A 14310-nucleotide genomic window follows, 5' to 3' on the forward strand; every position below is an offset into this window, starting at 1 on the left:
GCTTAGCTTTACACACTTTTGGCCTATAACCCTAATATTGCATATGCTGTAAAAATAATCCCCAGTACCAATTTGGCACTGGGGATTTTCCTTACATGCTGTGTTATGCAGTTACCTGCACAAACTTCACAGAGCGTTAATCGCTACAGCAAGACCGGACTTGCGGTTTGCAGCCTGATTCTTGTGAATCACACCACGACCTGCAGCCTTGTCAAGCTTCTGAGCGGCTACTGCGAAAGCGGCCTGCGCTGCAGCCTTATCACCAGCGGTGATGGCTTCACGAGTTGCACGAATAGCGGTCTTCAAAGCAGACTTCACTGCTACGTTACGCTTATGTGCCTTCTCGTTAGTGAGAACGCGCTTCTTCTGCGACTTAATGTTTGCCACTGTTACTCCAAACGACGTTTGCTATATAAGGACATACAAAGAATAAGCATATCATGCTTCTTGGATAACTTGATTAGTTTTTATTATTTCTCCGGCGTTTACTGTCGTAGAATAGGGTAGTAGAGTTGGTAGGATAGATTACTTGCGTAGCTTGCGCAATTTCATATTGTACGCGTATTTACTAAGGAGATGCTTGCTTTGATTACACCGCATAACCAGCCAGGATTTACGGATCAGTCGTTGATACGCAATTTCTGCATTATTGCGCATATTGATCACGGCAAGTCTACGGTTGCTGATCGCATTTTGCAGCTTTCTGGAATCGTGCCAGAGCGCGAAATGCGCGATCGTTTCCTTGATCGCATGGATATTGAGCAAGAGCGCGGAATTACTATTAAATCTCAGGCTGTTCGAGTGCCATGGACCTTTGAGGGCAAAGAGTATTCGCTTGGCATGATTGACACCCCTGGTCACGTCGATTTTACGTATGAAGTTTCGCGTGCACTAGCAGCATGCGAAGGTGCAGTTTTACTTGTTGACGCAACTCAGGGCATTGAAGCGCAGACTCTTTCCAATCTTTATATGGCAATTGACCACGATTTAACAATTATTCCTGTTCTTAACAAAATCGATTTGCCGAGTGCTGAGCCAGATAAGCATGCTGAAGAAATAGCTGGCTTAATTGGTTGCAAGCCGGAGGATGTGCTGCGCGTTTCGGGTAAAACCGGCGAAGGTGTAAAGGATCTTCTTGACCAAATCGTTCTTGAAGTTCCAGCCCCAAACGGAAATCCTGATGCTCCTGCGCGTGCGCTTATTTTTGATTCCGTCTACGATTCGTATCGCGGAATCGTCACCTATATCCGTATGGTTGATGGCGAACTTAAGTCGCGCGAAAAGCTGCACATGATGGGAATCGGCATGACGCACGATCCTATTGAAATCGGTGTTATTAGCCCAGATATGACTCCAACTAAGGCGCTTGGAGCGGGAGAAGTTGGCTACGTAATTACAGGTGCAAAAGACGTGAGCCAATCTAAAGTTGGCGACACGATTACCAGCGCTGCGAATCCAGCGTCCGAGCCTTTAGATGGCTACCGCGACCCGAAGCCTATGGTTTATGCGGGATTGTTCCCAATCGACAACGCGCAATTCCCAGAACTCCGAGATGCTCTCGACAAGCTCAAACTTAACGACGCTGCTCTTCTTTACGAACCAGAAACGTCGGTTGCATTGGGCTTCGGTTTCCGCTGTGGATTCTTAGGTCTTCTACACATGGAGATTGTTTCCGAGCGCTTAAGCCGTGAGTTTGGCTTGGATCTTATTTCCACTGCTCCTAACGTAACTTACGACGTTACTAGCGAAGATGGTAAGGAGCATCACGTAACAAATCCTAGCGAGTTTCCTGAAGGCAAGATTAAGCGCATTATTGAGCCAATGGTTGCGGCTGATATTATTACGCCGAAAGAGTTTATTGGTGCTGTAATGGATTTGTGCCAAGATCATCGCGGAGAAATGGGCACAATGGAATACATTAGTGCCGACCGCGTGGAAATGCACTACAGAATTCCTCTTGCAGAAATCGTTTTTGACTTCTTCGATCAGCTTAAAAGCCGCACAAAAGGCTACGCTTCTCTCGACTACCACGAGGACGGCGAGCAAGCTGCTGACCTTGTTAAGGTTGATATTCTTATTCAGGGAGATAAGGTTGACGCTTTTAGCGCGATTGTGCATCGCGATAAGGCTTATTCTTACGGTGTTATGATGACGAAGAAGCTTCGCGGCCTTATTCCTCGTCAGCAGTTTGAGATTCCAATTCAAGCTGCAATCGGCTCGCGTATTATTGCTCGCGAAACGATTAGCGCTCTTAGGAAAGACGTGCTTGCTAAGTGTTACGGCGGCGATATTACGCGTAAGCGTAAGCTTCTCGAAAAGCAGAAGGCTGGTAAGAAGCGCATGAAGATGCTTGGACACGTTGAGGTTCCGCAAGAAGCGTTTGTTGCTGCTTTGGCTACAGACGAGAGTGCAAACGATCGCGATACGAAAGATAAGATTCGTGCAGCACAAAAGTCTGAAGGCTGAGGCTTATATTGAATTTTGAATCGAACAAGACCAGTGAAGATTCGCATTCAATCATGCCTTTTGAAGTCTATGTGCACGTGCCGTTTTGCTTGCGTCGTTGTGGTTATTGCGATTTTAACACGTATACGGCTCGCGATTTGGGTGAGGGTGCAAGTCGCGAAGGTTATGCAGATGTTGCGATTCGTGAAATGCGTCTTGTAAAAAAATGGCAGGAATTTCACGGGATTTTCGAGCCTGAAGCGCAATCTGTTTTCTTTGGTGGTGGTACTCCAACAGTTCTTAAAGCACAAGATTTAGTGCGTATTTTGCAAGAAATACGAAACTTGTGGGGATTGAAAACTGGTGCGGAAATTACTACTGAAGCAAACCCAGATACTGCAGACGAGAAGTATATTGAGACGCTTGCAGAAGGCGGATTTACGCGAATATCGTTCGGAATGCAATCAGCTGTGCCGCATGTGCTACAAACGCTTGACCGCACGCATACTCCAGAAAACGTAGAGCGCGGAGTTAAAGCGGCGAATGCTTGTGGCTTGCGTTCAAGTGTTGACTTGATTTATGGAGCTCCGGGGGAGAGTTTAGACGATTGGCGAAAGTCAGTAGAAATGGCTTTAAACCTAGGTGTTAACCATATTTCTGCATATGCGCTAACGGTAGAGCCACGCACAAAAATGGGTCGCCAAATCGCTCAAGGTATTATTCATGCTCCAGACGATGATGATGAAGCTCAAAAATACGAAATAGCAGACGAACTTTTTAGTTCTGCTGGCTTAGAATGGTACGAGATTTCTAATTGGGCGCGCCCAGGTTTTGAATCTCAACACAATCTTGGATACTGGCGAAATATTGATTGGGCTGGTATTGGTCCTGGAGCGCACTCGCACTACAATGCTGCGAATCGCATAAGTAAGCAAAGCATGGATGATGACGCTTCTTTAGCTCATGCAGACGAGTTTTATAATCTTCGCTCATGGGATATTTTGCACCCAAAGCGATGGGCGCATGCTATAAATCTTGGAAACGTGCCATGGCAAAACTACGAATGCATAAACGCAGAAGATGCGCTGATAGAAGAAGTCATGCTCGGTCTTCGTCTTAAAGAAGGTCTTAATATTTCGCAATTATGTGAAAAAATGCGCAACAATTGTGATGAAGAACAAGGCAAAAATCAAGGTGAAAATCAAGGCATTTTTGACGATTCTTACTTGCAAAAAGCAATGATTGAAGTAAAAAATGAAGCTCTTGCAAATACGCATGGAGATAGGCTCATAGCAACGCGTAAAGGAAGACTATTAAACGATTTGCTTATTGAAAAAATCGTAGATGCGTGTGAAAACGGCTTGACCGTGCTAAAATAACTCGTAATTGTGTCATAATGCGCAATAGGCGAAAATTCAACGTAGAAAGGAATAGTCATGGCGAACAGGAAAGAGCGTCGTGCTAGGGAAAGGCAAAGTCGCAAGGGGATTCCTTCTCAATATGATGAAACAAAAGGTCGCGCTCGTGGCGGCATGCTTGATGAGTATAATTTACAAGAGCGTTCGCGCAGGTTGCAGGAACAGGGTGCTGGTCCTTGGAAGCCGACTTCTAATGTGACGGCTGAAGAAGAGCGTTTAGCACGTAATATTCATCGTGCTGAGACTGGTGATGATACGTGGAATACTGTTCGTAAGGTTGTGGGTGTTTGCTCCTGGACTGTGCTATTGCTTTCTGCATTCGCATTTTTGGTGATTATGTGGTTCCCAAGTCAACCAATAGTGCTTGTTATAACTATTGCAGTGCTGTTTGCTCTGGGCGTTTTTGGTTTGTTCTTTACGCTAGGTAATGCAAAACGTAATCCTCGTCTTGATGAGCATGGTACTGCTCTTTAGAAGTACCTATAGCATAAGAATGTTGTTAATGATGAAGGCGGGTGCTTGCTAAACGAGTACTCGCCTTGTTAATAGCAAGTTAGCTTTACTTATCATGAGTCTTCCTTGATGACGTGTTGATAATTCAACATGTCATAAGCTAATAAGTTATAAATTATAAGTTAATTTTGTGAATCAATAAGCGTATAGCCGTGTTTTACAAGCACAGATTTAAGCTGCGCAAGGTAAGCAAGTGAAGCTTTTGAAAGTTTCGTACGTTCGTTAGTAATCCAGCCAACAAGCATAGTGTCATCACATTCAAGCGGAATAGTAACGATTTTCTCGTTGTTTAAATCGCCGTTGTCTATTCCAGTGCAAACAGTGTAACCATTCAACCCAATAATAAAGTTTAAAATAGTAGCTCGGTCAGAAACATTAATTTTTTTCGGTGGACGACTAGGCCACACTGCTTCTTCTGCGAAGAAGAAACTTCCTTCTTCTCCCTGTTCGTATTGAATAAACGGGTATGGCTTTAAATCTTCCAAGCTCAAGCTTTTGCGTACAGCAAGTGGATTATTTCTGGAAAGAAAAACGTGCAATTTTGCTCGGAAAAGTGGGTGGAACTCCAAATGTTTTTCGCGAAGCAGCTTGCCGATCACATCCTTGTTATAGTCAGAAAGATACAAGATACCGAGATCTGCGCGCATATCGCTTACTTGCTTAATAATATTTTTAGTACGCGTTTCACGAATAGAAAATTCATACTCGTCGGAATGAATGCTACGAATCATGTCAACAAATGCTTCAACAGCAAACATGTAGTGCTGTGTTGCCACGCTGCATAATTGTGGGCGAGGCTTCGTACTTTTGTAGCGTTCTTCAAGCAAATCAGCCTGCTCAATGACTTGTCGAGCGTACGTCAAAAATTCGGCACCATCAGCTGTTAACGCAATTCCTTGAGTAGACCTTGTAAAAATCTCAATATTGAGCTCATGCTCAAGCTCTTTTACCGATGAACTTAACGCAGGCTGGGAAATATACAATGCGCGCGCAGCTTCATTCATAGATCCACAATCAACGATTTTTACAATATATTTCAACTGCAATAAAGTCATCTTAAGTATCCTTCACGCGCTAAAAGTTGAGCTCATAGCTAGCAATCACATAACTAACAAACTGTAATAACTGTAATGAATGTAGCAAAAGGTATCGGCATAGTTCGTGCAATACAATAAGAGTCTTTTGAGAGGTAAATTATTCAAGAATTATGTAAATAGTTTATGAGAATTTACACTACAATGAGAGTTGCACGCCTACAGACAGTAAATCTTTACGTGCTTGCTCAGCTGTTGTAAACACAAAAGCATGCATACCAACAGCGTGAGCGCCATCAATATTTACTGGCTTGTCGTCAAAAAACACTGTATGTTCAGCGCGCAACCCGAAACGACTCATAGCAAGCTCAAAAATTTCCGGCTGTGGCTTATGCAAGTGTTCAATTCCAGAAATAATCGTACCTTGCAACAGTGTTGACAGTTCCGGGAATTTGCGAAGTGCTAATGGGAAAGTTTCACTTGACCAATTTGTTAACCCCCATACGCCGTATCCAGCTTTACGCAGGTCACGCAATAAATCAACCATTCCAGGCATCATGCGAGTCAAAACTTGATCATAATGTGCGCAATACCAGCGGAAGGCTTCAGCAAATTCACTGCCAAAACGATGCTCATACTCAGGCATAAGATCGTTCAACAGTTCTCCACCGTCCATTCGATCCTCAAACTCGTAGAATCCTGCTAAATCATCCTTTCCAAAACTGCCGTTAGGGCAAATCGTATCAACTAAATTCGGGAACTGTTGTTGCAAACAATTGCGGCAATTCCACTCAAGTAGTACTCGGCAATAATCGAACATAACGTCGTGAATTTCAACACTTGGTGTATCAGTCATAAGTATTCCTTCCTCTATGCTGCAGTATTTGCGCATTTGTTGTTACGTGCATGTTGCATATTTCATGCATATTATTTTTTATTTTTATTATCACTCATTGTTACGTACGTATTTGAGTATTTGCGTATCTACATATTTACATGCTTACTTAAGGTTGATAAGCATGCCGAAAACATGGGGTAGTGCGGTAATAATGTCGCTTGCCACAATCGGATGTTCAAACATAAGTGGCTTTTCAGTTTTTACCATACTTTGCATAATCTGTGTGCAATTATTGTCGCTACAACTGTAAGATGCCAAAATTGCAGCAATGCCGTGAATTACTGCCGCGCTTGCTGCAACAAGTGCGTAGTTTGTGCAATGTGCTGTTTGTTGTGCAAGTAAAGCACCGAGAATACCAGCAAGAACATCTCCAGATCCTGCAGTTGCAAGCCAAGTTGGACCGTATTGAGCAACATATATTGGCATATGGAGATTGCTTGGTGAGGCAACAACCGTTTTTGCACCTTTAAGAAGTACTGTTGCTCCCGTAAGATTTGCTGCTTCTTGAGCATAGTGCACTGGATTGCTAGCTATTTGCTGCGCATTTATTGCTAATCCGTATTGTTGAAAAACAGAGCACAATTCTCCTGTGTGCGGCGTTACAACTACTTTTGTGCAAACTTTTTTTGGCAGTAAATCTAATGCTCCAGCATCTACGCAGATTGGTGGAAGTGCATTTGTGGATTCTGTGTTAGTAGCGTATTTTGCTAGTATTTCCGAAATATAATCTCGTTGAGCTTTGGTTTCATCGGTATTGCAATGAGTGGCATCGGGTATTCCAGAGCCGACAGTTATAGCCTGAACTGTTCCTTCTAATCGTTCACATACAACTGTTTCTGGTGCTGATTGAAGCACAAGATTTTGTGCGCGTAAAGGACCTGCGTAACGAACCATGCCAATATTGCTGTACTCTGCTGCTCGGGTGCTGAGTATTGCGGCTCCAGGATACTCTTGAGAACCGGTTACTATGCCAAGAACGCCTCTAGAATACTTGTTGTATTCAGAGCGTGGTGTGCGAAGACATGTTGCAGCAAGATGTGTATCTACAAGAACTTCATTGGAATCGTGGCAAGTATGGGAATTGTTGAAACTTTGGTGAGTGCTGAAACTTTGGTGAGTGCTGAAATCACTGGCATTACTGGCATCGTTGGAATTGTGTGAATTGTATTTCAACAAAGGCATGTCGTCAATCATACCGTTTAGTTTAATAGGCGTGCGTTATATCTCTTAATTGTCCCTGAACAACTCTCAATATTGCTTAAGCATTTGTTTGATTATATAAACATATGTCTTATTTTAATCTGTAAAGTTTTGAAAATTTTTGTAATTTTTTGTTATTCTGCGCAATGGGGGTGTTGCGGCGTGTTGCAGCGTGTTTTAGTGAACAATATGCAGTATTTCATATTTGTTGAAACATTATAATCATGTTCATTATTTTGTTGATATATTGCCATTTTTTACGACAAATTACAGCGAAAATACACGACTCTTATTTTGAAAATGTGCATTATATCAGACAAAAAATTTACGAAACGCATTTTTGTAAAAATAATCGCGTTTTTTCGTATTTTTCATTGACCGACGTACATATTTTTCATATGCTATAAGCGTTATTGCGAATGATTATTTTTTTCATGAACAACTTTCATGAGACCTCCTGCAATCAAGCCATGCAATAACAGTAAAGATTCCCGAAAGGAACAAGTGTGAAAACTTCACGAATTTTCGCAACTGCCGCTGCGGTTGCACTGTTAGCTACTTCTATGAGCGCTTGCGGCTCTGCTAAAACTGCAGAAAATAATGCAAAAGGAAATCAAGTAAACGTAGTGGCAACAACAACGCAAATTTGCGATTACGTAACTCAAATCGCGTCAACTGCGGACGCAAATTCTGGTTTAAGTCTTAATAAAACCGATTCCCAGGGTAAAAAGTCTGTAATTGGTGCTCCAGCAAACAAAGCAAAGTCAATAATTAACTTAACCTGCCTACTTGCGCCGAACGCTTCTGCTCATGAGCACGAAATGACTCCAGCACAATCCAAAGCTCTCTCCAAAGCTGATTTAATGCTTGTTTCCGGTGTTGATCTTGAACACTTCTTGGATCAAGCAGTAAAGGCTACTGGTTTCAAAGGCACAATGGGTGTTACCTCCGGCATTCTCACTGCTGATGAAATCAAGGATCCAAAAGCAGAATTAGCTAAAGAAAAGAATCTTCCATACAAGGTTGACCGCGGTATTGCCAAGGTTCATGCTGAAAAGTGGCCATTCCCTCCAGAAGAAGGCGAAAAGGAGCCTGAGTTCCAGTACGATCCGCATATTTGGACTAGCACGAAGAACACCATGATTCAGGTGAAGAATATTGGTGCATTCTTAGGCAAAGCCCTTCCTGCAAGCAAGACGATTTTCGATGAGCATGTTGAAAAGTTCGTTAAAGCTTTGACTGATTTGGACGCTTGGGCCACTGAAGCTTTGAACAGTGTGCCACAGGAGCATCGTGTTCTCTTTACTTCTCATGACGCATTCGGTTACTTCTCTCGCGACTACAATGTAAAGTTCATTGGTGCAGCACTTTCTGACTTCAACAGCCAGCAAGATGCTACCGCTGATCATATTAAGCAGGCTGCTGAAGACGTTAAGAAGTCGGGTGCTGTGGCAATCTTTGCAGAAAATTCCAATAATTCCAAGTCAATTAAGGCTGTGGCTTCCGCTGCAGGCGTTAAGGCTATTATTGGCGATGATGCGCTTTATGGTGATTCCTTAGGGCCAGTTGGTTCTGCTGGTGAAACTTACATTGGCTCTATTGTTCACAATGTTCAGACTCTTGTGAAGGCTTGGGATGGTAAAGTTCCAGCTCTTCCTGAATCTGTAAAAGCTGCACTGAAAAAGTAGTAATAAAGCTACATGTGCAATATAAATAAACACTAAAAAGACTGGAAATATAGTGAATAAGAGCGTCCTTGCAATGGAAAATTGCAACCTAGCCTACGGTTATAAAACGGTAGTAACTGGGCTTAACGGCAGTGTAGAAGCTGGGGAAGCTTTGGCTTTAATTGGTCCAAATGGTTCTGGAAAAACTACGTTTTTGCAAGCTATTATTGGTATTGTGCGCGTAAGTGGTGGCGAACTGCGCATGCCAAAAACCTTGTCTATTGGTTATGTGCCGCAGCAAGTGGATTTAGATTTAACTTTTCCAATTACTGCTCGGCAAGTCGTAGCAATGGGCTTAAGCAGAAAAACTGGATTCCTTGGTTTGCTGAAAAAAGATCAGAAAAAAGCCGTTGAGGACGCTCTTCATCATGTTGGATTATTGCATCGCGCAGATGTGCGATTTGGTGATCTTTCTGGCGGCCAGCGTCAGCGCATTCTTCTTGCGCGCGCCATTGTTGCACATCCTACGCTTATTTTGCTTGACGAGCCTTTTAATGGTCTTGACGAGCCGAATCGTCGTGAACTTCTTCATATTATGAAAGCAGCGAAGCAAGAGGGTATAGCTTTCGTTGTTTCTACTCACGATTTGGTAATAGCAGATGCGATTTGCGAAAAAGCGTTGCTTTTGGCAGGGCATCAGGTTGCGTTTGGTCCGCTGAGAGAAGTGATGACGAAAGAAAATATTACTTGCGCTTACGGTGGCAGTATGCCTGCTGCATCTGCTGGTCTTACGCTTTCACAAATGGCTGATGTGGATACTCGGGTGAATGTTCAAGCGGAAACTCGATCAAATGTTCAAGAAAATAATCAAGCAAAAGAAAGTCAAGAATAATGCTTGCTGGATTAGTTGAGTCGTTAAGGCAAGCGTTGGAACCAATTCCAGGTTTTGATTTTATTGCTTCTGCGCCTTATATTTTTCGACCGTTTTGCTTACTAATAGTGCTTTCTATAGCTAGCGGAATTGTCGGTGTATTCGTAAACTTGCGATGTGCTGAATTTAATGCAGAAGCTATTGTTCATGGCATTTTCCCCGGAATAGTGGTCGGAGCTTTGTATGGTGGCATTGATCACATTATTCCAGGTGCTGCAATTTGTGCCGTATTCTTAGTTGCGGCGTTGGTATGGGCATCGCGGTCGGCGCGTATTAACGAATCTGTTATTGCTACAGTGCTTACCACTTTTTTCGCATTGGGCGTAGTAATTTCTTTGAAAAAAGGTGATATGTCTGGGCAGCTTGAATCGCTTATGTTTGGTAGGCTTCTTGATGTTACTGACGAACGCATGACTCAAGCTATGTGGATCTGCTTATTTGCAATTATTGTGCTATTAGCAACTTGGAAGCAGCAGATTATTGTTGCTTTTGACCGTGCAAGCGCGCCGCTGATGGGTGCTCGTACGCTGTTAGTAGATATTGTGCTCAATGTTGGTATTGCAGCAGTTGTAGTCTCTGCGTCTTCTGCAGTCGGTGTACTGCTTGTTATTGGATACCTTGTGATTCCTGGTGCTAGTGCGCGATTAGTTGCTCGCACCGTGGGACGAATGGTTGCGGTTGGTATTGCGGTTGGTATTGCTGGCGTTGTGCTTGGTATGTATGTTATGAATCTTGATTTGGATCATCCTGTTTCTCCTCAAGCAGCAATCGCTTTAAGCATGTGCGCAATGTTTATAGTTGTGCTCATACTCCGTTGGTGTATACAATTTGTTTCCTCAATAATTCCAGCACATAAATCACATAAAGTGCGTGAATCGCATGAAGTACATAAACTGCATGAATCAATCTTAGAAAAGCGGGGAGCTTAAATGGTAAGTATTTGGCAAATTATTGCACTCCCTATAGTTGAAGCAGTAGTGGTTGGTGCTTTATGTGGTTTTGTTGGTTCTCTTGCTCTTCTTAATCAGCGCATATTCTTTACAGAATCCATTACGCACGCAGCTTTCCCAGGAGCTGTTCTTGGTGTAGTATGCACGTCGATGTATACGATTGATCAGAATGTGCTTTCCTTAGGCTTATTTATTGGTGCAGCTCTTGCATGCGTAGTACTTTCTTTCGTCATGTACGCGCTTTCGCATATTAAAGGTATTTCTTCGCAAGCTGCAGCTGGAATTACGCTTACTGTCGGTTTTGCTAGTGGATACTTTTTAAATAAGTGGTTTGCTCCACTGCCTTTACGTATTGAAGGATTTTTAACTGGCTCTTTGCTTAATTGCACTCCTGCAGACGTGATTTCAGCATCTGTTGCTTTTCTACTAGTTCTCGGATTGTGGGTTTTTAACGCAGCTAATCTTGTGCACTGCTCATTTGACCCGATTAATTATCGTGCTGCTGGCGGAAAATCTGGTTTTATACAAGGTATGGTTCTTGCACTGATTATTGTTACTGTTTCTGTTATTATTCCAGCAGTTGGAACCGTTGTTTCTGTATCTCTTATTGCTGCTCCTGCGGCTGCACTCAAGGGAAGAATTGCCTCTATTAATAAATTTGTGCTAGCATGCGTAATTTCATCTGTTTTGATAGCGCTCACAGGATTAGCGTTTGCTGTAATACTCAAGCTTTCTGCAGGCGGCACTATTGCGATTGTTGCTGGTGCTTTCTTCTTAATAGTTAAGATTAGTGAAAGTATTTTTATAACAATTCATGATTTTTCATCAAGATGGGCATGTACGTCGAGGAAAAGTAGCTGAAAACGCTCTTGAGTAAACGAGTCTTAAAAGTCGCTCTGTTGTCCTAAAGTATCAATGAATTGTGCGTGAAAAATGCGTGCAATTGACGTCGTTTTTGCGCGTTTTATTGATTGTTTCATCGCGTAAGTTTTATCGGCGCCACGCAAGTCCAGGTCTGCACATTAGTAACGCAAGACCCCGATAGAAAAGGACAATTATGGCTGAAAATACCATCTCCATCACTGTAAACGAGGAACGCAAGGAGGTGGATGCAAGCTTCACTGGCGTTGAACTTTTCGCGGAAGATAAAAATATTATTGCCGTGCGTTTAAATGGCGAGTTGCGTGATTTGTACACGCCTCTTCATGACGGCGATACCGTGGAATCAGTAGCACTTGATAGTGAAGATGGCATCGCAATCATGCGTCATTCCGCTACTCACGTGATGGCTCAAGCTGTTCAAGAAATTCGACCAGACGCAAAGTTAGGCGTAGGTCCTGTAATTAAAGACGGCTTCTACTATGATTTCGATGTTGATACTCCATTTACGCCAGACGATTTGAAACAAATCGAAAAGCATATGCAGCGCATTATTAAAGAATCGCAAAGTTTCCGTCGTCGCGTTGTCACAGAAGATGAAGCGCGCGAAGAAGAAGCAAATCAACCTTATAAGTTGGAGTTGATTGGGGATAAGGAAGCTGCTCTTGATCCGGCTGCTGCTGGTGAAATTAGCAAGCATGAGCTTAGCATGTACGACAATGTGGATCGCGAAGGAAATAAGGTTTGGAGCGATTTGTGCCGCGGACCGCATTTGCCAAATACGCGTTATATTAAGGCTTTTAAGCTTGAGCGTGTAGCTGCAGCTTACTGGCGTGGTTCTGAGCAGAATCCTATGCTTCAGCGCATTTACGGCACTGCATGGCCTAGCAAGGAAGAGCTTAAGGCTTACACAACTCGCATGGAAGAGGCTGCTAAGCGCGATCATCGTAAGCTTGGTCAAGAGATGGATTTGTTCTCATTCCCAGACGAGATTGGCCCAGGCTTGGCAGTGTTCCATCCAAAGGGTGCTGCAATTATTAACGCAATGGAAGATTATTCGCGCGAGCAGCACCGCAAGCATCACTACAGCTTCGTACAAACCCCGCATATTACTAAGGGCGGCTTGTATGAGACTTCCGGCCACTTGCAGTGGTATAAGGATGGCATGTATCCTCCAATGAAGCTTGACGAAGAGCGTGACGAAGACGGTAACGTAACTCGCCAAGGTGCTGACTACTACTTGAAGCCAATGAACTGCCCAATGCATAACTTAATCTTCAAGTCTCGCCAGCGTTCTTATCGTGAGCTTCCTTTGCGCTTGTTCGAGTTTGGTACTGTGTATCGCTACGAGAAGTCTGGCGTTGTGCATGGCTTAACTCGCGTGCGCGGATTGACTCAGGATGATTCGCACATTTATTGCACTCGCGAGCAAATGCGCGATGAGTTGAAGAGCTTGCTTAATTTTGTGCTTGGTCTTCTTAAAGATTTTGGTTTGAACGACTTCTACTTGGAGCTTTCCACTAAGGATGAGCACAAGTTTGTTGGTTCCGACGAGATTTGGGAAGAAGCAACTAATACTTTGGCTGAGGTTGCTAAAGAGTCTGGTTTGGAACTCGTGGACGATCCAGGTGGAGCTGCATTCTACGGGCCGAAGATTTCTGTGCAAGCTCGCGACGCAATCGGTCGCACTTGGCAGGTTTCTACTATTCAGCTTGACTTCAACTTGCCTGAGCGTTTTAAGTTGGAGTACATTGCGGCTGACGGTAGCCACCAGCGTCCGGTGATGATTCACCGCGCACTCTTCGGCTCTATTGAGCGCTTCTTCGCTATTTTGCTTGAGCACTATGCAGGCGCATTCCCAGCATGGTTAGCTCCAGTTCAAGTAACTGGCGTTCCTGTTGCGGACGAGTTTGCTCCACACTTGCAAAAGTTTATTAGTGATTTGGAAGAGAATATGGTTCGTTGCGAAATGGACAGCTCCGACGATCGCTTTGGCAAGAAGATTCGTAACGCTTCTAAGTCTAAGGTGCCTTTCACATTGATTGCTGGTGAAGAGGATGTGAACAACAATGCTGTGAGCTTCCGCTTCCGCGATGGCAGCCAGTTGAACGGTGTTCCTGTTGCGCAAGCTAAAGAGTGGATTTTGTCCATTATTAAGCAGCGCGTGCAAGTGAATACTGCAGAAGATTTCGAGCGTTACACTAAGTGATTGAAGTTAGCTAATTTAAACGCTAACGTAAGTTTCGGTGTAAGCTGAATCTTAACGAGCAAAAGCCCACATTTCTTAACGTTGTGTGGGCTTCTTTATATCTCAATCGCCTACACCGTTACTTTTTCAGTTCATTAGCTGAGTTAGTAACGGTGTTTTGCTTATT

At 43.4% G+C, this 14310-nt stretch carries 12 protein-coding genes; 8 read left to right on the forward strand and 4 right to left on the reverse strand.

Annotated features, from left to right (window positions below):
• Positions 1 to 126: 126 nt before the first annotated feature.
• On the reverse strand, positions 127 to 387 hold the full coding sequence (rpsT, locus tag HMPREF3208_RS02060) for a 30S ribosomal protein S20 (protein ID WP_004127335.1): 261 nt from the start codon (positions 385 to 387) through the stop codon (positions 127 to 129).
• A 198-nt stretch (positions 388 to 585) separates the two neighbouring features.
• On the opposite strand from rpsT, the gene lepA reads away from it, so the two are divergent.
• From lepA to HMPREF3208_RS02075, 3 genes are read left to right on the forward strand one after another with little or no spacing between them, the layout of a single operon-like run.
• Positions 586 to 2466 carry a translation elongation factor 4 gene (gene lepA, locus HMPREF3208_RS02065; protein ID WP_032814752.1) on the forward strand — a complete coding sequence of 627 codons (1881 nt, stop codon included), beginning with the start codon at positions 586 to 588 and terminating at the stop codon, positions 2464 to 2466.
• A gap of 53 nt (positions 2467 to 2519) precedes the next feature.
• On the forward strand, positions 2520 to 3824 hold the full coding sequence (hemW, locus tag HMPREF3208_RS02070) for a radical SAM family heme chaperone HemW (protein ID WP_064346999.1): 1305 nt from the start codon (positions 2520 to 2522) through the stop codon (positions 3822 to 3824).
• A 57-nt stretch (positions 3825 to 3881) separates the two neighbouring features.
• On the forward strand, positions 3882 to 4337 hold the full coding sequence (locus HMPREF3208_RS02075; protein WP_016636681.1) for an SLC41A family transporter: 456 nt from the start codon (positions 3882 to 3884) through the stop codon (positions 4335 to 4337).
• A gap of 161 nt (positions 4338 to 4498) precedes the next feature.
• Here HMPREF3208_RS02075 and HMPREF3208_RS02080 read toward each other — a convergent pair whose 3' ends face one another.
• From HMPREF3208_RS02080 to HMPREF3208_RS02090, 3 genes are all read right to left on the reverse strand, one after another.
• Entirely contained in the window at positions 4499 to 5431 is a 933-nt protein-coding gene (locus tag HMPREF3208_RS02080) for a LysR family transcriptional regulator (protein ID WP_064347001.1), read from the reverse strand.
• 178 nt (positions 5432 to 5609) lie between these two features.
• Complete coding sequence (locus HMPREF3208_RS02085; RefSeq protein ID WP_064347003.1) at positions 5610 to 6302, reverse strand: HAD family hydrolase; 693 nt, start codon at positions 6300 to 6302, stop codon at positions 5610 to 5612.
• A gap of 108 nt (positions 6303 to 6410) precedes the next feature.
• Entirely contained in the window at positions 6411 to 7502 is a 1092-nt protein-coding gene (locus tag HMPREF3208_RS02090; RefSeq protein WP_064347006.1) for an ADP-dependent NAD(P)H-hydrate dehydratase, read from the reverse strand.
• 512 nt (positions 7503 to 8014) lie between these two features.
• Here HMPREF3208_RS02090 and HMPREF3208_RS02095 point away from each other — a divergent pair.
• The 5 genes from HMPREF3208_RS02095 (at position 8015) to thrS (ending at position 14144) form a co-directional block, all read left to right on the forward strand.
• Positions 8015 to 9196: a metal ABC transporter substrate-binding protein gene (locus HMPREF3208_RS02095; protein WP_064347008.1), complete on the forward strand. Its 1182-nt coding sequence runs from the start codon at positions 8015 to 8017 to the stop codon at positions 9194 to 9196.
• Between the two features lie 73 nt (positions 9197 to 9269).
• Positions 9270 to 10067 (forward strand): metal ABC transporter ATP-binding protein, encoded by a 798-nt coding sequence (locus tag HMPREF3208_RS02100; protein WP_064347011.1) that lies wholly within the window; start codon positions 9270 to 9272, stop codon positions 10065 to 10067.
• Entirely contained in the window at positions 10067 to 11035 is a 969-nt protein-coding gene (locus tag HMPREF3208_RS02105; RefSeq protein ID WP_016636674.1) for a metal ABC transporter permease, read from the forward strand. The genes HMPREF3208_RS02100 and HMPREF3208_RS02105 overlap by 1 nt, the downstream gene beginning before the upstream one ends.
• Positions 11036 to 11917, forward strand: coding sequence for a metal ABC transporter permease (locus HMPREF3208_RS02110; protein ID WP_064347013.1), 882 nt, complete (start codon positions 11036 to 11038; stop codon positions 11915 to 11917).
• A gap of 196 nt (positions 11918 to 12113) precedes the next feature.
• The gene (thrS, locus tag HMPREF3208_RS02115) at positions 12114 to 14144 is read left to right on the forward strand and encodes a threonine--tRNA ligase (RefSeq protein ID WP_016636671.1); all 2031 of its coding nucleotides are present in this window, start codon (positions 12114 to 12116) and stop codon (positions 14142 to 14144) included.
• Positions 14145 to 14310: the final 166 nt, after the last annotated feature.

Origin of the sequence: Gardnerella vaginalis (assembly GCF_001546485.1) — a bacterium.
Lineage (GTDB): Bacteria > Actinomycetota > Actinomycetes > Actinomycetales > Bifidobacteriaceae > Bifidobacterium > Bifidobacterium vaginale_D.